We start from the raw sequence: 23,892 nt of genomic DNA on the forward strand, positions 1-23,892 counted from the left end.
AGAGGGGACTGACCGAGCTGTTCATCCGAGTTACGCCGACGTGCACGACCGCGGTGAATCCAGTTTTGAAAAGCCCACGATCAGCTCCCTTCCCCCTCGCCCCCTTGGGGGAGAGGGTTGGGGTGAGGGGGAAAAATCTCAGCCGCACCACAAAACCCAAGCGCAAAAAAATGCCGCATCCAACCCTGCGGCATTCCTTTATTTCGCCCCCCGATTAACCCCCATCAGTATCAATATCCGCATCCGTCTCCTCTCCCGGCTTTGCCCGATCCGGCTCAGGCTCGAAACCGGGGCTGAACTCGTTGTCGTTATCGGTATTCTGGTTCTTCTGATCCACCGCCGGGTCAGCACTTTGCGTCTGGCCTGTATCGCCCTGTTGCTGCGCAGGCTGCGTGGGCGCCGATTGCCCCGGCACTTGCGGGTCGATCGCCGGGTCATTGCGATTGATCGGTTCCCCGGATTGATTTTGCTGCTGTGTCGATTGCTCGTTCATAAGCACCTCGTTGGTCATCACCAGCGCGACTGAAACCAGTCGGGCCTTGCAGATTCGAAGCTGCCTGCGCGCCAACGTTCAAAACATCGTGCTTGGAACTCGCCGTTACCGGCTCAAGGCGCGCGCCAAAAACGGCGCAGTCCGGCTCTTTTTACTGGCAGCCACTTTCTGCGGCGTGCCCGCCACGACAATCTTGCCGCCCTGATCCCCCGCCCCCGGGCCGATGTCGATCACCCAGTCGCTCTGCGCGACCACGCGCATTTCATGCTCGACCACGATGACCGTGTGCCCCGCTGTCACCAGCGTATCCAGCTGTTCCAACAGTCGGTCGACATCCCGAGGGTGCAGGCCAGTGGTCGGTTCATCCAGCACATACAACGTCGCGCCGCGCTGATTGCGCTGCAACTCGGTGGCCAGTTTGATCCGCTGCGCCTCACCGCCGGACAACTCCGTGGCTGGTTGCCCAAGTCGCAGATAACCGAGGCCGATATCGCGCAGCACTTCCAGCGAACGCCGAATCCCCGGCTGCCCGACAAAAACTTCCACCGCCTCATCGACCGTCAATTGCAGCACCTGCGCGATGCTCAAACCTTCCCACAAAACCGCCAGCGTCTGCGGGTTGTACCGCGCGCCATGACAGGTCGGGCACGGCGCATACACGCTGGGCATGAACAGCAACTCGACGCTGACAAACCCCTCACCCTCGCACGTCGCGCAACGGCCCTTGGCGACGTTGAAGGAAAACTGCCCGGCGTCATAACCCGCCGCCCGCGCTTCAGGCGTAGCGGCAAACAGTTTGCGCACGTTGTCGAACAGCCCGGTGTAGGTCGCCAGATTGGAGCGCGGCGTACGGCCGATGGGTTTCTGATCGACTTGCACCAGCCGCTTGATCGATTCCAGCCCGGCCGTGATCTGGCCGCTGCTGACTTGCGGCGCGTCGTCTTCAAGGCTCAACTCTTCAGGTTCCGCCTCAGCGTTCGGTCGTCCCAGTTGCGCACCGACCAGTTCCAGCAACGCCTGACTGACCAGACTCGACTTGCCGGAACCGGAGACACCGGTCACCGAAGTGAAGCAACCCAAGGGAAATTCAGCGCTGAGGTTGTTGAGGTTATTGCGCGTGATGCCCTCCAGTTTCAGCCACGACGTCGGCTTGCGCGCGGTACGCGTTTGACGTGGCGTTTCGGCAAACAGATAAGCGCGGGTCTGCGATTGTTCGACGCCAGCCAGACCGGCCGGTGGGCCGCTGTATAACACCTGACCACCCTTCTCACCCGCCGCCGGCCCGACGTCGATCAACCAGTCAGCGCGGCGCATGGTTTCCAGATCATGCTCAACCACAAACAGCGTGTTGCCATCGGCCTTCAAGCGCTGCAAGGCTTCGAACAATGCCTCACCGTCCGCCGGATGCAAACCGGCGGAGGGCTCATCGAGCACGTAGATCACGCCGAACAACTGCGAGCCCAATTGCGTCGCCAATCTCAGGCGCTGCAACTCACCGGACGACAAGCTCGGCGTGCTGCGCTCCAGCGCCAGATAGCCCAGCCCCAAGTCGGTCAACGTGCTGACCCGTTCCAGCAGATCCTCGGCAATGCGTTGCGCCGCCAGGCGTTTTTCCAGCGACAGATTCGGCGTGTGCCGCACATCCGGCGCGCTGGCGTGACCACTGGCACCCTGAGCGACGCGTTGCTGGCGGGCTTCGCGGGTTTGCGCATGACTGAGGGTTGCGCCGGTTTCCTCCGCGTGTTCCAGATAACTGGCGGCCGCCACCGGTTTTAAAACTTCAGCGACTTGCAGCAATGGCATCTGTGACAGCTCACCAATGTCATACCCGGCAAACGTCACCGACAGCGCCTCGCGTTTCAGCCGTTTGCCATCGCACAACGGGCAAGGACTGCCGAGCATGAACCGCGCAACGCGCTTTTTCATCAGCGCACTTTGCGAGTGGGTGAAGGTGTGCAGGATGTAGCGGCGAGCGCCGGTGAAGGTGCCTTGATAACTCGGCTCCATCTTGCGCTTGAGGGCGACACGGGTCGCTTCCGGGGTCAGCCCGGCGTACACCGGCAAGGTCGGGGTTTCTTCGGTGAAGAGAATCCAGTCGCGCTGCTTTTTCGGCAACTTGCGCCACGGGATGTCGACGTCGATGCCCATTGTCACGAGGATGTCGCGCAGGTTCTGGCCCTGCCATGCCAGCGGCCAGGACGCCACAGCGCGCTGGCGGATGGTCAGGCTCGGGTCCGGCACCATCAGCGTTTCCGTGACTTCATAGACCCGGCCGAGCCCATGGCAATCAGGGCAGGCGCCCTGCGGCGTGTTCGGCGAAAAGTCCTCGGCGTACAGCATCGCCTGCCCCGGCGGATAACTGCCGGCGCGGGAATAGAGCATGCGGATCAGGCTCGACAACGTGGTGACACTGCCCACCGAGGAGCGCGTGCTCGGCGTACCCCGCTGCTGTTGCAGGGCCACGGCGGGCGGCAGGCCTTCGATGGAATCGACATCCGGCACCCCGACCTGATCGATCAGCCGCCGCGCATACGGCGCTACGGATTCGAAGTAACGGCGCTGGGCTTCGGCATACAAGGTGGAAAACGCCAGCGACGACTTGCCCGACCCGGATACCCCGGTGAACACCACCAATGCATCGCGGGGAATGTCGATGTCGACGTTCTTCAGGTTGTGCTCACGGGCGCCACGCACACGGACCATGCCGGCGGGTGCTTTTGAGGTGCGCTTGGAAGTCATTGGCGAGCCTTGTTCAGGAGTCTGGATTATCTGTCGATAGTTATGCAGACCCTGTGGTGAGGGGAATTATCCCCGTTCGGCGGCGCAGCCGTCGTAAAAACTGAGTGTGCGATGTGGCTGGGGGAGTGCTAGGGAGTGCTGGGGAGTGCTGGGGAGTGCTTCGCACTCCAACGGGGATAAATCCCCTCGCCACAAATAAATCCCCTCACCACAGGTGATCTTCCTCGCCATAAAGAAAGGGGTGAAGTGGGGTCAGGCGCCGAGCACCGAACGGATCATCTGCAACAACGACTCCGGGCTATAGGGCTTGCCGAGCAAATGCGTGTCGGGGCTCAACTGGTGATTGCGCGAGATGATGTCGCGGGTGTGGCCGGAGGTGAACAGCACCGCCACCGGTGGCGTCTGCACCTTGGCCCAGGCAAACAGGTCGGAACTCTTGATCAGCCCCGGCATGACCACATCGGTGAAAATCAGGTCAACTTCGACGCCCTCCAACAGCATCTGCATCGCCGCATCGCCATTACCGGCAGTCAGCACGTGATAACCCTCTTCACGCAGCAGTTCCACCGCCGAGGCGCGCACCGCGTCGTTGTCTTCGACCACCAGAAGGGTCTCGTTGCCCCCGCCCAACACCTCATCAGTCGTGGAGGACTCTTCGCGAACCGGTCGCAAACTGCGCGGAAAGTACAGCTCTACCCGCGTACCTTCGCCCAGCGTGCTGTCGATCTCGACATGCCCACCGCTCTGTTTGACGAAACCGAACACCATGCTCAAACCGAGCCCGGTGCCTTCGCCGTCGGCCTTGGTGGTGAAGAAAGGTTCGAACACCTGCTCCAGTATCTGCGCAGGAATACCGGCGCCAGTATCGCTCACCGCCACCCGCACGAATTCGCCTGGGACGATGCCTTTGCCGACGCAAAACGTGCTGTCCAGAAACGTATTGAAGGCGCTCAGCACAATCGTGCCTTCGCCTTTCATGGCATCGCGAGCGTTGATCGCCAGGTTGAGAATGGCGTTTTCCAGCTGATTGCGGTCGACGTTGATGTGCCACGGCTCTTGCGGCAATTGCACCTCGATCTGAATGGTTTCGCCCAGCGCCCGTTGCAGCAACTCACCGACGCCTTCGAAGATCTGCTGCGGATTGCACACCGCAGGCGACAGCGGTTGACGCCGGGCAAACGCGAGCAGTTGCGAAGACAGCTTGGCGCCGCGTTCGACCGCCGCCAGCGCAGCGTTGACGCGGCGATGCACATTGGCGTTTTCCGGCTCGTGCCGCGCCAGCAGGTGCAGGTTGCCGGCGATCACCTGCAACAGGTTATTGAAATCATGGGCGACGCCACCGGTGAGGCCGCCAATCGCTTCGAGCTTCTGCGATTGACGCAGTTGTTCTTCAGCGGTCAGCCGCGCTTCGACTTCATCGGCCACGCGCTGTTCGAGGTTACGGGTGAATTTGAGCAGGGATTCTTCGGCGCTCTTGCGTTCATGGATGTCGATCAACACCCCGGGGAAACGCAGCGCTTCACCGTGCTCGTCGAATTCGCAACCGCCGCTGGCCAGCACCCACAGGTAACTGCCATCGCTGCGCAGTACCCGGTATTCGACGTTGTACGGCGCGCCGGTCTTTACGCAATGGGCGACACTTTCCTGAACCCAGGCACGGTCATCGGGGTGGATTCGCGATTGCGCAATGTGTTGTGCCAGGTTGCTCAGATCATGTTCCGACGGGTAAGAAAATGTGCGGGCAAAACGCTCATCCGCCGACAACACATTGTGCTTCACATCCCAGACAAACGAGCCGAGCAAGGCCCCCGCATTAAGCGCCAGGCGCACTCGCTCGTTGTCGGCCCGGTAGGCCTCCTCGGCGGCTCGGCGGCGCTGCTCGGAGCGCATGAATTCGGTGGTTTCCACCACCATTGCCATGACCCCGGACGGCTTGCCTTCATCGTTGGCCACCGGGCTGTAATACAGATCCATCCAGACGTCTTCGGGAACTCCGTCGCGCAGCAACACCAGCTCTTTGTTGCGAAACGACAAGGTGCCACCCGCCAGGCAAGTGTCGACGACATGCCGATTGAACTCGGCAACCTCCGGCCAACCCAACTCCACCGGCACGCCTAGCAGGTAAGGATGACGACCACCGGCAAATTCCGAGTAGGCGTCGTTATAGATCATGTAACCGGCACGGCCCCAGAGCATGACCATCGGCAACGGTGAGGCGAGCATCATCTGCACGGCGCAGCAAAGGCTGGCGGGCCATCGATCGAGAGGGCCCAGTTCGGTATGGCTCCAGTCGAACGCGCAGATGCGTTCGGCCATTTCGCCTTTCCAACCGTCACAACCGTGGCTATCGGATAAAAACTGCATCGCCTGACTCGGTGTCCTGTGTGTTTGCCCGATTGATCGCATGCCAAATCGCCGCGATCGCCCGTCTGTTTCGAGCATCGCCAGACACATTGGTTTCATTAGAGGTATAGCCGATTTCAACACCGACTCAGGATTAAACGCCGATCAGGTGTTTGAGCGCAGGGTAGCCAGTTTTCATCTTCGCGGCGACGTTCAGAATCGTGAAGATGCAGGGTCTTGATTGCAAGTCGATCAGGGAACAGGTCGAGGTGGCGTTGCCGCGGGTGCGCTTGTTGCAAGCGTGGACGGAGGTAGCGGGGGGTGGCGAGCGGTTTTGGCCTGTTCCAGAATAAACCGACAGAGGACCGCATAACCCCTGTGGGAGCGAGCTTGCTCGCGAAAGCAGTGGATCAGTCAGCATCCATGTTGAATGACAAACCGCCTTCGCGAGCAAGCTCGCTCCCACAGGGATTAATGTCGCAGCCTCAGTCCGTGCCGTACTTTGGCGAGCGCGGGCCATACAACAGCCCGGCCGGATGCCCGGCCGACAGCAGGCGATTACTCGCCACACCGGCAATCGGGAAACCGGCATCGGTAGAACTGTTGATGATCTGCTTCACCGCAGCCGTGATAAGCATGCCGATCAGGCCGCCGCCACCGTTGTTGCCGCCCTCTTCGCTCGACGCCCGGGCCGAACCGGTCCACAGCGTGGTGCCGCTTTTCAGATCAACCAGTTTCGCCGTTGCCGTCACTGCGGTTTCGCTGCTGATCACCATGTAACGCGTACCGTACTCGGTCACGGTGATGTACAACGCCGCGTCAGCACCGAAGATTTCCTGCAGCTTGTTGGCCGGCGCCTGGTGAATGTCGTCAGGTGTGGTCAAACCGTTCTGGCGGAATGTCTCGTCAACCAGGGTGATCGGCAGCACGTAGTAACCGGCCTCGGCCAGCGGAAACGTTACTTGCGACAGCAGGCTGTACGACGCCTTGACGTCCGGCGAAGTATTCAGTGGCGGCAGCACCAGAATGGTCTTCGGACGCGCTTGTTTGTACGCCGAATAATCCACGGTCTTGGGTTTGACGCAGCCACCGAGAAGGGTCAGTGCCAGCACGCCGGCCAGCAGTTTCACTGCACGCGGGATCATTTGACGTCTCCGGCCTTGGCGTTTTTAAGCAGAAAATCCATGTAAGTGCCGGACTCGGGAAACAGCGTCTTTTCGGTACGGAACTGCTGCACCATCTGATCGTCCTTGCCCATGCTCAGATACAGCAGACCCAGATGCGCATGGTAACCCGGCGGTACGGCCTTACCGGTGGAGCGGATTTTTTGCAGGTCACGCTCAAGCGCTTCGGCCTGGGCTTCTTTCGGCTCTTCGCCTTTGAAGTATTCGTAAACCTGCGGTTCGTAGCCTTCCCACTGGTACAGGGTTTTCGGGCCGGCACAACCGGCCAGCAGAGTGCTGGCGGCCAGGGTCAGGGCCAGCAGCGACCGCGACAGAGTCAAATTCATGTGTTGTTGCTCCTTGCAATGGGCGTCGATCAGTTGCCCGGTTTCCAGGCACCGGCGTTCATGCCATCCACCAGACGATTGATCGCCTCGCGCATGGCCAGATCCAGGACTTTGCCGTTGAGGGTGGAGTCGTAGGCAGCGGTGCCGCCGAAGCCGATGATTTCGCGGTTGGACAAGGCGTACTCGCCTGCGCCCTGGGTCGAATACACCACTTCCGACGTGCTGATGTTGACGATGTTCAGGTTGACCTTGGCGTAAGCGACCTGGGTCTTGCCACGGCCGAGAATGCCGAACAACTGATGATCGCCCGTTTCTTTGCGGCCGAACTCGGTGACGTCACCGGTGACCACGTAGTCGGCACCTTTAAGGCGCTGGGCCTGGCCCTTGATCGCCGCTTCCTGCTGGATTTCGCCCATGTTGTCGCGATCCAGCACGGAGAAACGGTTGGTCTGCTGCAAATGCGTGATCAGGATGGTCTTGGCCTGACCGCCGAGACGGTCAACGCCGTCGGAGAAGATCCCGCGCATGTAGCTGGAACGGTTGTCGAACTTGCCCACTGCCATCGGCACGCGAACGCCGGTCCAGACTTGAGAAGCGCTTTCAACCTTGGCCACCGGCAGCGCGCGGGAGCTTTCGGTGGCGCAACCGGCAAGCGAACCGGCCAACGTACCGAGCACGGCAATTGCAACGCCTGAGACCAACATCCGGGAGATCATTCTCACTGAGCATTCCTTCTTGAAAAACGGTGTGTCCCGGCACGGCAACGCGGTGGGGAGCGGAAAAGGGTCGGCATTATGCCAAAGTGCCACCATTCGCAACAGGTTTTTTTTGGCGCCAATTAATCGGCTGACCTGACGGGTGGGATCAGTGAAAATCGCGGCTCTGCACGCGGATGCCGTTAAGCAGCGGGCTCAGGTCACTCAGGCGTCCGGCGATCAGGTGACGGACTTCGCCCTCGCGCTCCCAGCGGCCATCGACCTTGAGCAGTTGCGAGCCGACCAGCACCTGGCGCTGGCGCTCGGCGAGGTCGCGCCAGACCACCACGTTGACGTTGCCGAACTCATCTTCCAACGTCACGAACGTCACACCGCTGGCGGTGCCCGGACGTTGCCGGCCCGTGACCAATCCGGCAATGCTCACCGGGCGTCCGTGCTCGATATCGAGCAACTCCTGTGAACTGCGGCAGCGCCGCGCCTTCAACTCTTCGCGCAGCAGCGCCAGCGGATGCGGCCCTAACGTGGTGCCGACCGTTGTGTAATCTGCGTGCAAGTCCTCGCCAACACTGGGTTTGGGCAGCACCACGTCAGGCTCTTCCTGACTCGATAACCCGGCAAACAACCCAAGCTGTTTCTGCACCCCGGCCACTTCCCAGCGCGCCCGATGCCGATGCCCGGCCAAGCCGCGCAACGCCCCGGAATCCGCCAGCAACGCCTGCGCCCTGCTGTCGAGCCCGGCGCGTTCACCCAGATCGGCGACATCGGCAAACGCCCCGCGTGCCCGCGCCGCCTCGATACGCCGGGCGTCGTCCTCACGAAAACCCTTGATCATGCGCAGGCCCATGCGAATCGCCGGTTGCGCGCCGCTGATCGGTTCCAGGCTGCAATCCCAGTCACTGGCGCGCACATCCACCGGGCGGATCTGCAACTGATGCCGACGCGCGTCCTGCAGAATCTGATCCGGGCTGTAAAAACCCATCGGCCAACTGTTGATCAACGCACAGGCGAACGCCGCCGGTTCATGGCATTTGAGCCAGCAACTGGCATACGTCAGCAAGGCAAAACTGGCGGCGTGGGACTCAGGAAAACCGTAACTGCCGAAACCTTTGATCTGCTCGAAAATCTGCGCGGCGAATTCCGGTGTGTAGCCGTTTTTCTTCATGCCGGCAGCGAGTCGCTCCTTGTGCGGCTCAAGCCCGCCGTGGCGTTTCCAGGCAGCCATGGAGCGGCGCAACTGATCGGCCTCGCCGGGGCTGTAGTCGGCGGCGACGATAGCGATCTGCATCACCTGCTCCTGAAACAGCGGCACGCCGAGGGTACGCTCCAGCACCACTTTGAGTTTTTCCGAGGGATAGGTTGCCTCTTCTTCCTTGTTTCTGCGGCGTAGATACGGATGGACCATCCCGCCCTGAATCGGCCCGGGCCGGACGATGGCTACCTCGATCACCAGATCGTAAAACTTCGCCGGTTTCAGGCGCGGCAGCATCGACATCTGCGCGCGGGATTCGATCTGGAACACGCCGATGGTGTCAGCGCGGCTGATCATCTCGTAGGTCGGTTTGTCTTCGGGGGGGATCGTTGCCAGGCTCAGATCCTGATTGCGATGACGGCGCAGCAGATCGAAACAGCGACGAATCGCACTGAGCATGCCCAGCGCAAGAATATCCACCTTGAGCAGACCGACCGCATCAAGGTCGTCCTTGTCCCACTGGATGATCGTGCGGTCAGCCATCGCCGCATTCTCCACGGGCACCAGACTGTCGAGCGGCTGTTCGGATATCACGAAACCGCCGGGGTGTTGCGACAGGTGCCGGGGAAAACCGATCAGTTGCCCGGTCAGGCTCAGCACCCGGCGCAGCACGGGGCTGTCGGGGTCGAACCCGCCTTCAAGCAAACGCGCGAGCGGCGGCGTTTCATCGCTCCAATGGCCGCAGCAATCGGCCAGCGCGTTGATCTGATCAGGCGGCAGGCCCAGGGCCTTGGCCACATCGCGCACTGCGCCGGCCGCGTGATAAGTGCTGACCACCGCCGTCAACGCCGCACGGTGGCGACCATAACGACGAAACACGTATTGCAGGACTTCTTCGCGACGTTCGTGTTCGAAATCGACGTCGATGTCCGGCGGCTCGTTGCGCTCTTTCGACATGAAGCGCTCGAACAGCAACGTGGTGCGATCCGGATCGATTTCGGTGATGCCCAAGGCAAAACACACCGCCGAGTTGGCCGCCGAACCACGGCCCTGACAGAGGATGTGCTGCTGGCGGGCGAAGTTCACCACGTCATGCACGGTGAGGAAGTAGCTTTCGTAGCCAAGTTCGGCGATCAGCTTCAATTCCTTGTTGATCTGCCGCAGCACCTTGAAGGGCGCGCCTTTTTCCCAGCGCCAGGCGATGCCCGCTTTAGTCAGGTGCCGTAACCAGGAACTGCCAGTGTGCCCGTCCGGCACCAGTTCTTTGGGATATTGATAACGCAACTGACTCAGATCGAAGGTGCAACGCCGAGCCAGCGCCACTGACTCATCCAACAACGCAGGCGGATACAGTTCCCGCTGCACCTCGACGCTGCGCAGATGCCGCTCGCCATTGGGGTGCAGGCGCAATCCGGCTTCGGCCACCGGCACGTGGTGCCGGATCGCCGTCATGGTGTCCTGCAAGGCACGCCGGCCACGGGCGTGCATGTGCACATCGCCGCTGGCCACCGCGGCAATCCCCAGTCCAGCGGCCAGGTTCAACAACGCCGCCAACCGGCGCTGATCGTCTTGCCCACGGTGCAGTTGCACTGCCAGCCACAAGCGTTCGCCGAAAGTTTGCTGGAGCCAACGGCCCTCTTCCACGTCATCGACGCTGTCCGGCACCCAAAGCGTCAGCAACCCCGGCAACGGCTCGCTGAAATCCTCGCGCAGCACCTGATACTGGCCTTTCTGCGTCCGCCGCCGGGCGCGGGTGATCAAGCCGCAAAGCGCCTGATAACCGACAAGGTTCTCGACCAGCAGCACCAGTTTCGGGCCGTTTTCGATGCGGATTTCGCTGCCGATGATCAGCGGCAGTTCAACCGATTTCGCCGCTTGCCAGGCACGCACGATCCCGGCCAGGGTGCACTCGTCGGTGATCGCCAGTGCCTGATAGCCGTGCTTTTTCGCCCGTTGGAACAGCTCCAGCGCACTGGACGCGCCGCGCTGGAAGCTGAAGTTCGACAGACAGTGCAGTTCGGCGTAGCCATCGTTCATGCGAACCAGCCCTGCAGCCACAACGGACCGCCCTCGCCCACCGCCCGATAGGCCCAGCCCTGCTGCCCGGCGCGGTTCTGGATCAGGTAGTAATCGCGGCGCACATCGTCACCGTCCCACCAACCAGATTCGATGCGCTCAGGGCCCATGAGGATCCGCGCCGAACCCTGCGCCACGCTCTGCGGTTCGCCCAGCAACCAGCCCGGACGCTGGACACTCGGCAAACCGGTGCAGCGCTGTTTGTCGACGGCGTTTTGCCACGCGCACTCCGGCCGGTGGTCGGCCTGAAAACGCAGGCCTTGCACCGAGTCGTCGCCGAGCCGTGCGCGCAAGCGTTCGCGCAATTGCTCCCAGGGCAAGGTCTGCTGCGGACGGTCGTCGAACAATTCCTGAAACTGCGGCACGAAACTCGGCAGATCTTCGGCGCGCAGCCGGAAGCCGCGCACCGGGGCCTCGACCTGCACCTGTTCGAGTCGCCCACGGGCCAGTTCGAAGAGCATCGCCGGATCGCGTTCGGCGCTGAGCAGGCCGACCTTGATCAGCGTGTCCGGCAACCCGGCGTGTTCCAGATGCAGATCGAAGCGCTGCACACCGCTGTCGCGCCCACACAGGAACGCCGACAGATCACCGGTCAGGCGGCGCAGTGGAAACAGCAGTGCCTGATGGGATTGCACGTCGAAATTGAGTTCGATATGCACATCGAAGCGATCCGGCGGCAGATAAAACGCCAGCGCCAGCGGACGTGCGCCAAACAAGGTGTCGAGATGTTTGAGCATCTGCGCTTCGAAGCGCCGCGCCAGCGCCTGACGCGGCAGGCTCTGCACCTGACTGAGATTGCGCAGGCCCATGCGCGACAGCGCCGTGGCCACGTGCGGCTCCAGGCCGACGCGGTCGATGGGCAATTGCCCTAGGTGATGCTGCAAGGCTTCACCGTCCGGCACCACCAAACCGTCATAAGCATTGGCCAGCACCCGCGCCGCCACGGGGTTGGGCGCGGCGACGATGCGATGACGGAAACCCAGCTCGGTCAGCTCTTTGCGCAGCCGCACTTCGAACTGCGCCCAGGAACCGAACAGGCCCAGGCTCGATTCGATCTCGAACACCACGGTACGCGGATAATGCACGCTGACCTGTGAGCTGAAACGGTAGGCCCATGCGGCGAGAAACTGCTGCCAGTGCTCGACCTCGGCGACGTCGTAATCGGCGGTGGCAAAACCTTTGCTCAAGGCTTGCGCGGCAGTCATCGACTGGCCGGGGCGCAAGCCGAGTTTGCGCGCCGCGCCATTCACGGCTTGCAGCACCCGACGCTGGGCCGGGCCGCTGAGCAGCACCAGCGGCTGATCGGGTTCGGGACGCTGACGCAGCACGGCGTCGAGGGCCAATTGCGGGAACAGAATGCACACCCAGCGCATGGCGACCTCAGTGACCCACGGCAAAGGCAATGGGCGTCGCGCGTGCCAGTCCGCCACGGCACTTGAGCACGCGCAACTGGGCAGGTTTGGCATCAATGGCAATGCGCAGCGCCGCCGGTGACGGGTTGACCGCTTCGCTCAATGAGCGCCAGGCAAAGGCCAGGGTCTGGCCAGTTTCCGCCGCCACCTGCAAACGCCGTAACGCACGGTCATCGGCCTTGTGCGGCCAGCACAGCACCGCGCCGCAACTGCCCGAACGCAAACATTGTTCCGCCGCCCACAAGGCATCGCGCTCACTGGCCTGGATCACCGACAACTGACGCAGATCGACCCCGGCGTTTTCCCACGCTTGCGGGTATGGCACGAACGGCGGCGCCACCAACACGATGCGCTCGCCCGCCGCCGACAGCCGCGCCAGCGTCGGCCAGACCAGTTGCAGTTCGCCGACCCCGGGGCCGGCCAGGAGGATTTCGCTCAGCGCCGCTTCCGGCCAGCCGCCACTGGGCAACGCTGCATCCAGTGCGGCATGCCCGGTCGGTTGCGGGCTGGCGGTCGGGGGCGCAGGCCGGCCCTTCCAGACCTGGCCGCCATTGAACAGCGTATCCAACGCAACGACGGCGCCCATCAGCCTTGCCTCACCAGACCGCAGAACACCCCTTCGATGGCCAGGTCTTGATCGTCACGCACGACAATCGGCTGATAGGCCGGGTTGCGTGGCAACAGGCGAACCTCATCGCCAACGCGCTCGAAGCGTTTGATGGTGACTTCACCGTCGAGCCGCGCCACGACAATCTGGCCGTTGAGCGCCTCGGGATTGCGCCGTACGCCGACCAGATCACCGTCGAGAATGCCGTCCTCGATCATCGAATCGCCCTGCACCCGCAGCATGTAGTCGGGTGTGCGGGAGAACAGCACCGGGTCGAGCAGCAAACGGCTATGGATATCGGCATCGGCACCAATCGGCGCACCGGCGGCTACCCGGCCGAGCACGGGAATATCGAGCAATTCCGGGCGCGCAGGTTGGCCGAGCAAACGAATGCCCCGGGCCTGATGCGGGTTGACCTCGATAAACCCGGCTTCAGTGAGCGCCAGCACATGCTTGCGCGCCACGCTGCGCGAGGCAAAACCAAAAGCCTCGCTGATTTCAGCGAGGCTTGGGGGCTGACCGTGTTCGGCGATGCGTTCGCGGATAAAGGTCAGGATGGCGGTACGGCGGGGAGTCAGGTTCGTCATGGAGTACATTTGTACTCCTGCTGGATTTTTCTGACAAGCACCGCCAGTCAGCTCAACCCACGCTCGGCCAGAACCCCTGCGATGTAATCGATGAACGCCACCACTTTCGCCGTGGCCCGACGATGGCTCGGGTACACCGCAAGAATGTGCGGGCCAAAGCTGTCGGGGTCTATTTCATAGTCGGCCATGACCCGCACCAGTCGCCCGTCTGCAATGTAGGGCGCGGCGCTCCACAGCGGCGTGTGCAGCAAACCGCGCCCGGCCAAGGCACTGGCCAGCAGCAAGTCGTAATTGTCACTGCGCAGTCGAGGACTTGTGGGTTGTGCCAGGCTCAGGCGCTGGCCGTCGCGCTCGGCCCACCAGAATTCGCGGCTGAGCAACGGATGCTTATAGAGCAGCCATGCATGCTGATCGAGGGTCTGCGGATTGACCGGCAAGCCCGTGCGCGCCAGATAGTCAGGGCTTGCGCACAGGGCCAGGCGGTTGCTGCCGACCACCCGTGCGATCAATCCCGGCAAGTCGTCATGGCCCTCGCGCAACGCCAGGTCGTAACCGCTTTCCAGCAGGTTGACGAACTCGTCGCACAAATCCACTTGCAGGCTGATCTGCGGGTATTGCTGCAAAAAGCCGTCACACACCTGATCGAGAAACGCCCGCCCATACGCCAGCGGCGCGGTGATTTTCAGACTGCCGCGCAAGCCGTGCTGCAACTGCTCGATTTCCTCGCCGGCCTCGTCCAGCCGTTGCAGCACCAGCCGCGCGGTTTCCAGATACACACGGCCGATCTCGGTCAACAGAATCCGCCGGGTACTGCGTTCGAACAGCCGAGCGCCGAGTTCGGCCTCCAGATGATTGACCGCTTTGGTCAGCGCCGATGGGGTCTTGCCCAGTTGTTCGGCGGCGCGGCTGAAACTGCCCAGTTGCGCAGTAACCACGAACATTTTCAATGCACCCAACTTGTCCATGCTTTTTCCATTCAGGCAAAAACGTTTTTCGTGAGGGAGGCGTTCTGTCGGCCGGCCTCAGCCACTAATCTGGCCATCAGACGCAATAACAAGGAAATCTTCAATGAAAAGATTCATTCCCAAGCTGTTAGTGGTCGCTGTAAGTTTTGCCTCGATGGAAGCCATGGCCGCTGCCGATCTGGTGCTGCTCAATGGCAAGATTTTCACCGCTGACCGCGCTCAACCGAAGGTGCAGGCGCTGGCTGTGGAGAACGGCAAAGTGCTGAAGGTCGGCAGCGATGCGCAGATCAAAGCGTTGATCGAACCCATTACCAAAGTCATCGATCTGCAAGGCAAAGCGTTGATGCCCGGCCTGATCGACAGCCATTCCCACGCGATTTTCGGCGGACTGGAAATGCTCTCGGCGAACATGGAAGACGAAGTCGTCGCCCTCGCTGAGCTGGAAAAAAACCTGCGCGCCTGGCGTGACGACGGCAAGGCCCGGCACGGCGATGTGCTGAGCATTGCCGGCATGAGCTCGGTGTATTGGGCGCAGGCCGAGGCCTTGGGCAAAACCTTCAATCAGGGCGAATGGGCCAGCGTGCCGGTGGTGTTCATCGGCAGCGATCACCACACGGCGTGGGCGAACAACGTCATGCTCAAACGTGCGGGCATCGACGCCGCGCTGCTGAAAAACTTGCCGGACGCTGAAAAGGACACGATTGGCAGACTGGCCAACGGTGAGCCGAACGGCTTTGTCGTCGACGCCGGTTGGGATCGGGTCGCCTCGAAAATGCCGGTGCCGAGCCCTGCCGCCATGCTCAATGCGGCAAAATCCGCGGTGCGCTACAACAACAGCCTTGGCATCACGGCGTGGATGGACCCCGCCGCCAACGCAGCACCGGGCGAGCCGGTATTCGCCCTCAAACCCACCGAGAAAACCGTCGGTGTGCTGCCGGCCTACAAGGCGCTGTCAGAGAGCGGCGAGATGAGCGTCCACGTCGCCGCGCTGCTGGTGGCCAACTCAAAAAGCGTGCCGGCCGATCTCGATACCCTGGACAAGGTGCGCCAGCAATTTCAGGGCATCCCCAACCTCACCCTGCCCGGGGTCAAGATCTTCGCAGACGGCGTGATTGAATTCCCGGCGCAAAGTGCGGCGATGATCGACCCCTACAGCAACTCGCACAAACAAGGTGAATTGCTGATCGATCCGCAGCATTTTGGTGAACTGGTCAGCGCCATCGACGAGCGCGGCTGGCGGGTGCATATCCACGCCATCGGTGACCGCGCCGTGCGTGAATCGCTGAATGGCATCGCCCAGGCGCGCAAGGACCGGCAGAGCGGCGTGACGCACTCGATCACTCACCTGCAAATGGTCAATCCGCAGGAATTCGCCCGCTTCAAACCGCTCAACGTGGTCGCCTCGATGCAACTGCTGTGGGCCAGCGCCGACGACTACACCACCGCCATGATCAAGCCCTACGTAAGCGCCCTCGCCTTTCGCTATCAGTACCCGGCGCATTCGCTGCTCAAACAGGGCGCGACGATTGCCGGCGCCAGCGACTGGCCGGTGTCGTCGCCGAATCCGTTCAACGCCATGGCCCAGGCCATCACCCGCGCCGGCCCGCTGGGCGTGCTCAACGCCGAGGAACGTCTGGACCGCGAAACCATGTTCTACGCCTACACCGCCAACGCGGCGCGCACCATTGGCCTGGACAAGCAGATCGGCTCGCTGACGGCGGGCAAACAGGCTGACTTCATCGTGCTGGATCGCGACGTGTTCAGCGTCGACGACAAGGCCCTGCATGACACTCAGGTGCTGCAAACGTGGTTCGGCGGACGCCAGGTCTACACAGCCACCCAATAACAACAACGAAATCCCCTGTGGGAGCGAGCTTGCTCGCGAAGGCGGTGAATCCGCCAATGAAGATGTTGAATGGGCTGGCCTCTTCGCGAGCAAGCTCGCTCCCACAGTGATAACGACCGTTTTGCCTTCCTGCCCCCATAACAATCACAACATCGGGACTTCACATGAAAGCCTTGCCTTTGTTCGCCCTCGTTTCCTTGAGTTCGTTGCCCTTGAGCAGCCACGCGATCCCCTTGAACGACGACTTTGCCGTGCTGGTCGATCTGGCTTTGGCCACCGATTACCGAACGCGCGGCATTTCGCAAACCCAGAACGACCCGGCGCTACAGGCCGGGCTGACCCTCGCTCACAGCAGCGGCCTGTACCTCGGCGCGTGGAGTTCCAACGTCGATTATGGCGGTGGCCTGAAAACCCGTCAGGAGGTCGATTACTACGGCGGCTGGCTGTGGCAGGCCACCGAGGATGTCAGTCTGGATCTGGGTTACATCAAGTACGCCTACCCCAAGGAAAGTCAGTTCAACCAGAGCGAGGTGTACGCGATTATTGGCGCTTACGGCGTGAAGCTCGCGGCGTATTACTCCAGCGATGCGCCGGGGATCGACAGCAAGCAGAGTTCGCTTTACAGCTATGTCAGCTATGAAACCGAGTTGCCGTTCGATTCCGGGCTGAAGCTGCGTTACGGCAACATGGATTTCAAGGACCCGCATCTGTACTCGGCCTCCGGTGATGGCGAAGAGTCGTACCGCGAGTGGGAGGTCAAGCTCACCCACAATCTGGCCGGGGTGGTGTTGGGGCTGAGCTATATCGACACTGATCTGTCGCAAACCCAGTGCCTGAGCAACTGGGGGTTCAAGGATGTGTGCACGGCGACGGTGGTTGCCAGCGTCAGCAAATCGTTCTGAAAAAATACTGATGTCTCCTGTGGGAGCGAGCTTGCTCGCGAAGGCGTACTTTCAGTTAGAACAAATGTGCCTGAAATGCCGCTTTCGCGAGCAAGCTCGCTCCCACAGGGAGGGTGGCGTTTCAAAATTGTGCCAAGTACAGCCAAGGGTAGATGCCGCGTTGATGACCGTCGCTGAACACCAATTGCACGCCGTAACCCTGTGGGTTGAGTTCGATGATGCGGACTCGCTCATCCACCAGCGGCGCCGCGCCGCGCAGGCTAAACGCGCGGCATTGCGAGCATGGGCACTGGCGGCGCAGGTCGGCGTGATTGAGCAGCGATTCGCGACCGTCCGGCCAACTCAGGCGCAGGGTTTGCTCGCTCTGCGAGTTACCAATCGCCAGCGGATTCATTGCAACTGACTCAAGGCAATCCGCACCGCTTTGCGCACTTCCGGGTCGCCGTCATCCTGCGCCGCCTGCAACGCAGCCACTGCGCCACGATCATTCAACTCACCCAGTGCCAACGCGGCTTCCTTGCGCAGGTTGCTGATGCGATGGCCGAGGGTGTCGATCAAGGCATCCAGCGCAGGCACGAAACGCAAACGACCGAGGCTGCGGGTGGCGCGCAAACGGACCTGCCAATAGTCATCGCTCAAGGCTTCGACCAACGCCGGGCCTGCATCGCTGTGGCCGACTTTGCCCAAGGTGGTCGCGGCTTCTTCGCGCACTTGCCAGGCGTTGTCCTGCAAGGCCTGGCGCAGCGCCGGCAGGACTTCAGCGCTGGACGCCAGGCCGAGCGCACCGGTTGCAGCGCGGCGCACGTCGGTGTCCGGGTCAGCGCTGGCCAGTCGAGCCAATGCGGGAAGCGCGTCGAGTTGCTTGAGCCAGCCGAGTACGCCCACGGCTTCGCGGCGCACGTTGGCATCGGCATCATTCAGCGCCGCGACGGCTGCGGGCGCCGCATCGGCAAAGCGCAGTTCGCGCAGGGCCCGAAACGCGGCAATGCGTACGCTGACCTCAACATGATCGGTCCACGGAAGAATCACCCGCCCGGCCGCTTCGGTCTTGAGCAAACTCAGACTTTGCGCAGCGGCAGATTGCACGGCGGGCGATGGATCAGTCAGCGCCTGGCACAAGGCTTCAACCACCGGTTCGTCCTCCCAGGCTTCCAGCAGACGCGCCGCTTCAGCACGCACCTCTTCGGCGGGATCGTCGGTCAGTCGCTCGACCAGCCAGAGCAAACCATCCGGCTCTTCCAGATCCGCCAGCTCAATCAGCGCAATGCGCCGCACGCCAGCGTCTGCAGCGGTCAGGCGGGGTTGCAGGGCAAGAATTTCAGGGTTATCGGTCACAGCAAAAATAGAGGTCATAGGGCAAATCGCGGCAAAGGGTTTTCGGGAGGCAGACCGACCGGATAGCGGCGTGGCAGCGGTGTTCACCTCAGGAGATAAGGGATATCGACTTTCACCGCACCGGTCGGGCAATCCTTTTCACACGGCATGCAATACCAACATTCATCGAACGCCATGTAGGCCTTTTGCGTGGCCGGGTTGATCGCCAGCAAGTCCATCGGGCAGACATCGACACACACGGTGCAGCCCTTGTCGGCGATGCATTTGTCCTCGTCCACGGTGACGGGGGCGTTGGAGCGGAAGAAGATTTCCTGGGTTTGATAGGCCATGGTTCGGGCTCTCTTTTAGTGATGCATCACGCGGCGAAGGCGCCAACCCGCAAGCGGTCGTAAGCCTGCATTTCCTCGGCATCGAGCGGGATGATGTAGGGCTCGACGGCTTTCTTGAAACTGGTCATCTGACCGTCATCGCCCTTCTTCAGATGGCAATGGCAGAACCACTCGCTGTCGTTACGTTGCGGGTGGTCGACCCGGTAGTGGTACAAACCCCAGCGGCTTTCGGCGCGGAACAACGAAGCTCTGGCAGCCATTTCGGCGCAGTCACGGATCACGCTGGTTTCCATCGCGCGCATCAGTTCATGGGCGTTGTTGGCCTTCATCTGATCGAGATCACGTTCGATGTCACTGAAGCGCTGCAAGCCGATCTGCATTTTTTTGGTCACTTTCGGCGGTTGCAGGTAGTCGTTGACGAAGCGCCGTAGCTTGTATTCGACCTGAGCCGGCGGCAGACCGTGTTCGCGATCCAGCGGTGCATACACCCGTGCTTTTTCCTTCTGGATCTGCGCGGTATCCAATGCCGAAAACTCGCGCCCGGCGACAAAGTCTGCCGCGTTATGCCCGGCGAACCAGCCGTAGGTGAACGCGCCGAGCATGTAGTTATGCGGCACGGCGGCCATGTCCCCGGCGGAGTACAAGCCTTTCACCGAGGTCTCGGCACGCTCGTTGACCCACACGCCGGACGCTGAATGCCCGCTGCAAAAGCCGATCTCGGAGATGTGCATCTCGACCATTTGCGTGCGGTAGTCGGTGCCGCGATTGGCGTGGAACTGACCGCGACTCGGGCGCTCGTTACTGTGCAAAATCTCTTCGATGTTCTGGATGGTTTCCTCGGCCAGGTGATCGAGTTTGAGGAACACCGGGCCGTTGCCGCTTTCCAGTTCCTGATGGAACTCCCACATCATCTGCCCGCTCCAGTAGTCGCACTCGATGAAGCGTTCGCCCTTGTTGTTAGCGGTGTAGCCGCCCAACGGGCCGGTGACGTAGGCGCAGGCCGGGCCGTTGTAATCCTTGATCAGCGGGTTGATCTGGAAGCACTCCAGGTTCGCCAGTTCGGCCCCTGCGTGATACGCCATCGCGTAACCGTCGCCAGCGTTGGTCGGGTTTTCGTAGGTGCCCATCAGGTAACCGGAGGACGGCAGACCCAGGCGACCAGCAGCGCCGCAGGCGAGGATTACAGCCTTGGCCTTGATCACATGAAAGTCGGCGGTGCGGCAATCAAAGCCCATCACGCCGTTGACCGTGCCCTCCTCGTCGGTCAGCAAACGCGTGCAGACCAGCCGATTGGTGATGCTCACTCGTGCGCGTTTCAACTGGCGATACAGAACCTTTTTGATGTCGTGCCCTTCCGGCATCGGCAGCACGTAGGCGCCCATGTGGTGGACTTTTTTTACCGCGTAATCGCCGGTTTCGTCCTTCTCGAACTTCACGCCCCAGCGGTCGAGCTGTTCGATGGTTTCGAAGCTGTGCGTCGCGTAGGCGTACACCGCGGCCTGATTGACGATGCCGTCGTTGGCGATGGTGATTTCCTTGGTGTACTGCTCAGGGGTCGAGTGGCCGGGAATGATCGCGTTGTTCAGGCCGTCCATGCCCATGCTGATCGCACCGCTGCGCTTGACGTTGGCCTTGTCGACCAGCAGCACGCGCAGATCGCGGTTCTTCTCTTTGGCCTTGATCGCTGCCATTGGGCCAGCGGTGCCGCCGCCGATCACGACGATGTCGTATTCCTGCTCGAGCGTGCGTCTTGTTTCAGCAGCGTCAGTCATGCCTGCTCCCCTTTTTGCCGGTCGATCCGCAGGCGGTACTGGAACGCATCGCCACGGTAGTAAAGATGTTCGAAGTCAAGCGGCTGGCCCTGCGCGTCGTGGGTCAGGCGCTCGATACGCATGATCGGCGAGCCGGCCTCGACGTTGAGTGCCTGGGTCAGGTCGCTGTCGGCCAGCACGGCGTCGATCGACAGGTCCGCGTGGCCGAGGGCGATGCCGCAGTCGTTTTCGAGGATCAGGAAAATATCGCGAGTGACCAGATCAGCCTTCTCCAGCCGTTCGCCGATGGCTTTGGGCAGGTAGGTGATTTCCAGCGAAATCGGCTCGCGATTGATCAGCCGTACGCGTTTGATCTGCGCCACCGTTTCGCCTTCGGCGACTTGCAAACGCTCGGCGACACGCTTGTCCGCCGGGATGAATTTGAAGCTGCGCAGGCGGTTGATCACCTCGTGGCCACGGCCGGTCATGGACTCGGCGAGGCCTTGCAGGCTGCTGACGTTCTGGAAGGTTTTCGGCTTGGCGACGAAGGTGCCTTTGCCGTGGATCTTGAAGATCAGCCCTTCCTTTTGCAGATCGCCCAGTGCCTGGCGCACGGTGATGCGACTGACTTTGAACAGCGCACCGAGCTCGCTTTCGGAGGGCATCTGGCTGTCTTGCGGGTATTCGCCGTCGAGGATGCGGGCGCGCAAGACGTCGCGCAGTTGGGTGTGCAGCGGGACACTTGATAAGGAGAGCGGACTTAAAGAGAGAACGTTATCGGTCATCACGGGATCACTTGTCATAACGAGTTATGACGTGATCTTAGAGACGTTATGACAAGGTTGAGAAATACCGAATGGGCATAACCTTAGATGCAGGTTGGGATGGCTTTTTGTGGCGAGGGGATTTAGCGAAACGTCGCACCGCCCCGATCGGCGGCGCAGCCGTCGCAAGTACGGTAAATGCGGGTTAACTGATACACCGGGACCAACAGGTTTAGGGGCTGCTTCGCAACCCAACGGGGATAAATCCCCTCGCCACAGGGTCGGGTTTTCACAGAGAGGGATCAGTGGCGTTTGAGGATCTGATCCATGACCCAGTCAGTCTTCAGCGCCTGTTCGGCCATCGCCGGATGCAGTGATTCACCCCGAATATGCGCATTCATGCCCAACACGTGATGCCACTGGATGTGTTCGTGATGGGCAATTTCCAGGCTGATCTGCTCATCGGCATGCAGCTCGACCGGATGCTCGTCAAACACTGAAAAGCTGATCCGCCCGAGGCTGCCGATAATCTCGACCCGGTCCTCGCGCCGATCCGCGACAAAGCTCCAGCAGCCCATGCCCAGCGCCCCGGAAGCAAAGCGCCAACTGGCGCTGACCGCATCTTCCGCCGCATACAACCCGGCCTGACGTGCGGTAAAACCGGCGACCTCGACGATATCGCCGAGCAAATACTGGAACAGGTCGAAACCGTGGCTGGCTAAATCTGCGAAGTAACCGCCACCGGCCACCGCGGGGTCGGTGCGCCAGTTGTCGCGGCCATCCAGATCGGCCGGCGACGGTGCCTTGGTCAGCGTCCAGCTCAGATGCCGGACATCACCAATGCGCCCCTGCTCCAGCCATTGCCGCACCTGCGCAAAGCGCGGCAACGAGCGGCGGTAATACGAAACGAACAGGTGCAGCCCGGCGTCGGCAAACGCCTGCTGCATCTCGCGGCTTTGCCCGGCGTTGAGTGCCATGGGTTTTTCCACGCAGCAATGTTTGCCGGCGGCGGCGACTTTCAGGCTGTAGGCGTGGTGGCTGTCGGGCGGCGTGGCGATGTACACCGCGTCCACCTCGGGATCGTTGATGAGTGCATCGACGTCGGTGTAAATCCGAGCGATGCCGTGGCGCGCTGCGTAATCACTGACGGCTTCAAGGCGTCGGCCCATCACCGCCACCAGCGCGGAACCCGGGGCCTTGTAGAAGGCCGGCCCGCTCTTGCGTTCCGCGACACTGCCGCAACCGATCATGCCCCAGCGCACCACGTTCATCTTTATCCCTTTTTCAGATTCAGCCGATGCGCAAGGCGCGCAAATCAAGATGACCGTCCTTGAGCGGCGGGCACCAGTAGTAGCCGCCGGTAATCGGCCGGCTGATGCGGTACAAGCCATCGGCGATGCCGTCTTCCAGACCGCTCATGCGCCGCAGTTGCGCTTCAAAGGCATCCAGCGAGAACCCGAACGCGAGGAACATCAGCCCGGCGCGATCACCTTCGATCCACGGCATCGAGCGGCGCACGACAAACGCCTCAGGCGCGAAGCTTTCCTGCGCGGTACGTTTAACGTGAGCGGAGACCGGCGCGTCGTCGAACTCTTCGTTGTCGCTCAGGCGACGGCCCATGATGTTGTCCTTGTCATCGGCGGACAACCGGTGGAAACCCTTGAGGTCGTGCTGCCACTGCTGGATCGCGGCGAAGCTGCCACCGATCAGGCCGTCAGCGCCTTCGCTCTGTAACGCGGCAGCGACAGCGGCTTCGTCGTGAGGGTTTTCGGTGCCGTCTTCATAGCCGGTCAGGTCGTGACCTTCCTTGTGGCGGAAGGCTTCCTGCATTTCTACCAAACGCAGCGCCGGAGCCAGCGCAGCTTCGATGGCGTTGCAGCGGTTGAGCAGTTCACCACGGTCAACGCCGTGCAGCCAGACCCACAGCGCATGCTGGGTCGACGGGTTGTTCACGCCCACGCCGCTCATGGCCGGGAAGCTGCGCAGGCCGGCGATTTCTACGTTGAGGGCCTTGGCCAGGGATTCACCGAAACCAACCACCGCCGACTTGCCGTCCACCAGGTTCAGCAGGTTGTCGATCGCCTGCGGCAGTGCTTCAACCGACGCCAGGGCGAAAAACAGATGACGTGCTTGCAATGGAACAGGGGTGGCGAGAATGCCCGGCTGGTAGTAACTCATGTGAACTCCTTGGAAAGTGCGCGGGAGTTTACCTGTGACCGGAGGGTTTGTGGGGGTTTGGATGACGGCAAGAGCTTCCCCTCACCCTAGCCCTCTCCCGGAGGTAGAGGGGACCGAATGGGGAATATTGACGGATTGCAGCGACTTGAA

The 23,892-nt window shown here is 61.6% G+C and carries 20 protein-coding genes; 2 read left to right on the forward strand and 18 right to left on the reverse strand.

The features are described from left to right. Window positions 1-214: 214 nt before the first annotated feature. The 11 genes from ACIQVE_RS04750 to ACIQVE_RS04800 form a co-directional block, all read right to left on the reverse strand. Window positions 215-493 (reverse strand): hypothetical protein, encoded by a 279-nt coding sequence (locus ACIQVE_RS04750; RefSeq protein ID WP_402805028.1) that lies wholly within the window; start codon window positions 491-493, stop codon window positions 215-217. Window positions 494-598: 105 nt separating this feature from the next. Further along, window positions 599-3,232 (reverse strand): excinuclease ABC subunit A, encoded by a 2,634-nt coding sequence (locus ACIQVE_RS04755; protein ID WP_402805029.1) that lies wholly within the window; start codon window positions 3,230-3,232, stop codon window positions 599-601. A 252-nt stretch (window positions 3,233-3,484) separates the two neighbouring features. Continuing rightward, a complete protein-coding gene (locus ACIQVE_RS04760; RefSeq protein WP_402805030.1) occupies window positions 3,485-5,596 on the reverse strand; it encodes an ATP-binding protein in 2,112 nt (703 codons plus the stop codon). Window positions 5,597-6,060: 464 nt separating this feature from the next. Continuing rightward, complete coding sequence (locus tag ACIQVE_RS04765) at window positions 6,061-6,720, reverse strand: DUF799 domain-containing protein (protein WP_402805032.1); 660 nt, start codon at window positions 6,718-6,720, stop codon at window positions 6,061-6,063. Then, window positions 6,717-7,085, reverse strand: coding sequence for a DUF4810 domain-containing protein (locus tag ACIQVE_RS04770; RefSeq protein ID WP_402805033.1), 369 nt, complete (start codon window positions 7,083-7,085; stop codon window positions 6,717-6,719). Before ACIQVE_RS04770 ends, ACIQVE_RS04765 begins: the two co-directional genes overlap by 4 nt. 29 nt (window positions 7,086-7,114) lie before the next feature. Further along, window positions 7,115-7,801, reverse strand: coding sequence for a CsgG/HfaB family protein (locus tag ACIQVE_RS04775; protein WP_402805213.1), 687 nt, complete (start codon window positions 7,799-7,801; stop codon window positions 7,115-7,117). Between the two features lie 148 nt (window positions 7,802-7,949). After that, complete coding sequence (locus ACIQVE_RS04780; protein WP_402805035.1) at window positions 7,950-11,027, reverse strand: error-prone DNA polymerase; 3,078 nt, start codon at window positions 11,025-11,027, stop codon at window positions 7,950-7,952. Continuing rightward, window positions 11,024-12,439, reverse strand: coding sequence for a Y-family DNA polymerase (locus tag ACIQVE_RS04785; RefSeq protein WP_402805037.1), 1,416 nt, complete (start codon window positions 12,437-12,439; stop codon window positions 11,024-11,026). Before ACIQVE_RS04785 ends, ACIQVE_RS04780 begins: the two co-directional genes overlap by 4 nt. 7 nt (window positions 12,440-12,446) lie before the next feature. Continuing rightward, on the reverse strand, window positions 12,447-13,064 hold the full coding sequence (imuA, locus tag ACIQVE_RS04790) for a translesion DNA synthesis-associated protein ImuA (protein WP_402805039.1): 618 nt from the start codon (window positions 13,062-13,064) through the stop codon (window positions 12,447-12,449). Further along, complete coding sequence (lexA, locus tag ACIQVE_RS04795; protein WP_402805041.1) at window positions 13,064-13,681, reverse strand: transcriptional repressor LexA; 618 nt, start codon at window positions 13,679-13,681, stop codon at window positions 13,064-13,066. The genes imuA and lexA overlap by 1 nt, the downstream gene beginning before the upstream one ends. Before the next feature lie 38 nt (window positions 13,682-13,719). Further along, window positions 13,720-14,637 carry a LysR substrate-binding domain-containing protein gene (locus tag ACIQVE_RS04800; protein ID WP_402805043.1) on the reverse strand — a complete coding sequence of 306 codons (918 nt, stop codon included), beginning with the start codon at window positions 14,635-14,637 and terminating at the stop codon, window positions 13,720-13,722. A 103-nt stretch (window positions 14,638-14,740) separates the two neighbouring features. Here ACIQVE_RS04800 and ACIQVE_RS04805 point away from each other — a divergent pair, with 103 nt between their 5' ends. Together ACIQVE_RS04805 and ACIQVE_RS04810 are read left to right on the forward strand one after the other, a co-directional pair. Next, entirely contained in the window at window positions 14,741-16,483 is a 1,743-nt protein-coding gene (locus ACIQVE_RS04805; RefSeq protein WP_402805045.1) for an amidohydrolase, read from the forward strand. Window positions 16,484-16,647: 164 nt separating this feature from the next. Next, on the forward strand, window positions 16,648-17,385 hold the full coding sequence (locus ACIQVE_RS04810; RefSeq protein WP_402805047.1) for a TorF family putative porin: 738 nt from the start codon (window positions 16,648-16,650) through the stop codon (window positions 17,383-17,385). 121 nt (window positions 17,386-17,506) lie between these two features. Here the strand turns inward: ACIQVE_RS04810 and ACIQVE_RS04815 are convergent, their stop codons facing one another. From ACIQVE_RS04815 to ACIQVE_RS04845, 7 genes are all read right to left on the reverse strand, one after another. Then, on the reverse strand, window positions 17,507-17,779 hold the full coding sequence (locus ACIQVE_RS04815; protein WP_402805049.1) for a DUF971 domain-containing protein: 273 nt from the start codon (window positions 17,777-17,779) through the stop codon (window positions 17,507-17,509). Then, on the reverse strand, window positions 17,776-18,738 hold the full coding sequence (locus ACIQVE_RS04820; protein WP_402805051.1) for a HEAT repeat domain-containing protein: 963 nt from the start codon (window positions 18,736-18,738) through the stop codon (window positions 17,776-17,778). Before ACIQVE_RS04820 ends, ACIQVE_RS04815 begins: the two co-directional genes overlap by 4 nt. 65 nt (window positions 18,739-18,803) lie before the next feature. Next, on the reverse strand, window positions 18,804-19,049 hold the full coding sequence (locus ACIQVE_RS04825; RefSeq protein WP_402805053.1) for a ferredoxin family protein: 246 nt from the start codon (window positions 19,047-19,049) through the stop codon (window positions 18,804-18,806). Between the two features lie 26 nt (window positions 19,050-19,075). Continuing rightward, window positions 19,076-20,821 carry a fumarate reductase/succinate dehydrogenase flavoprotein subunit gene (locus tag ACIQVE_RS04830; protein ID WP_402805055.1) on the reverse strand — a complete coding sequence of 582 codons (1,746 nt, stop codon included), beginning with the start codon at window positions 20,819-20,821 and terminating at the stop codon, window positions 19,076-19,078. After that, window positions 20,818-21,585 (reverse strand): GntR family transcriptional regulator, encoded by a 768-nt coding sequence (locus ACIQVE_RS04835; protein WP_402805057.1) that lies wholly within the window; start codon window positions 21,583-21,585, stop codon window positions 20,818-20,820. Before ACIQVE_RS04835 ends, ACIQVE_RS04830 begins: the two co-directional genes overlap by 4 nt. 281 nt (window positions 21,586-21,866) lie before the next feature. Continuing rightward, window positions 21,867-22,835 carry a Gfo/Idh/MocA family protein gene (locus ACIQVE_RS04840; RefSeq protein ID WP_402805059.1) on the reverse strand — a complete coding sequence of 323 codons (969 nt, stop codon included), beginning with the start codon at window positions 22,833-22,835 and terminating at the stop codon, window positions 21,867-21,869. 19 nt (window positions 22,836-22,854) lie between these two features. Further along, window positions 22,855-23,742: a Dyp-type peroxidase gene (locus ACIQVE_RS04845; RefSeq protein ID WP_402805061.1), complete on the reverse strand. Its 888-nt coding sequence runs from the start codon at window positions 23,740-23,742 to the stop codon at window positions 22,855-22,857. Window positions 23,743-23,892: the final 150 nt, after the last annotated feature.

The organism is Pseudomonas sp. NPDC098747 (assembly GCF_044760045.1).
In the GTDB taxonomy this organism is placed as follows: domain Bacteria; phylum Pseudomonadota; class Gammaproteobacteria; order Pseudomonadales; family Pseudomonadaceae; genus Aquipseudomonas.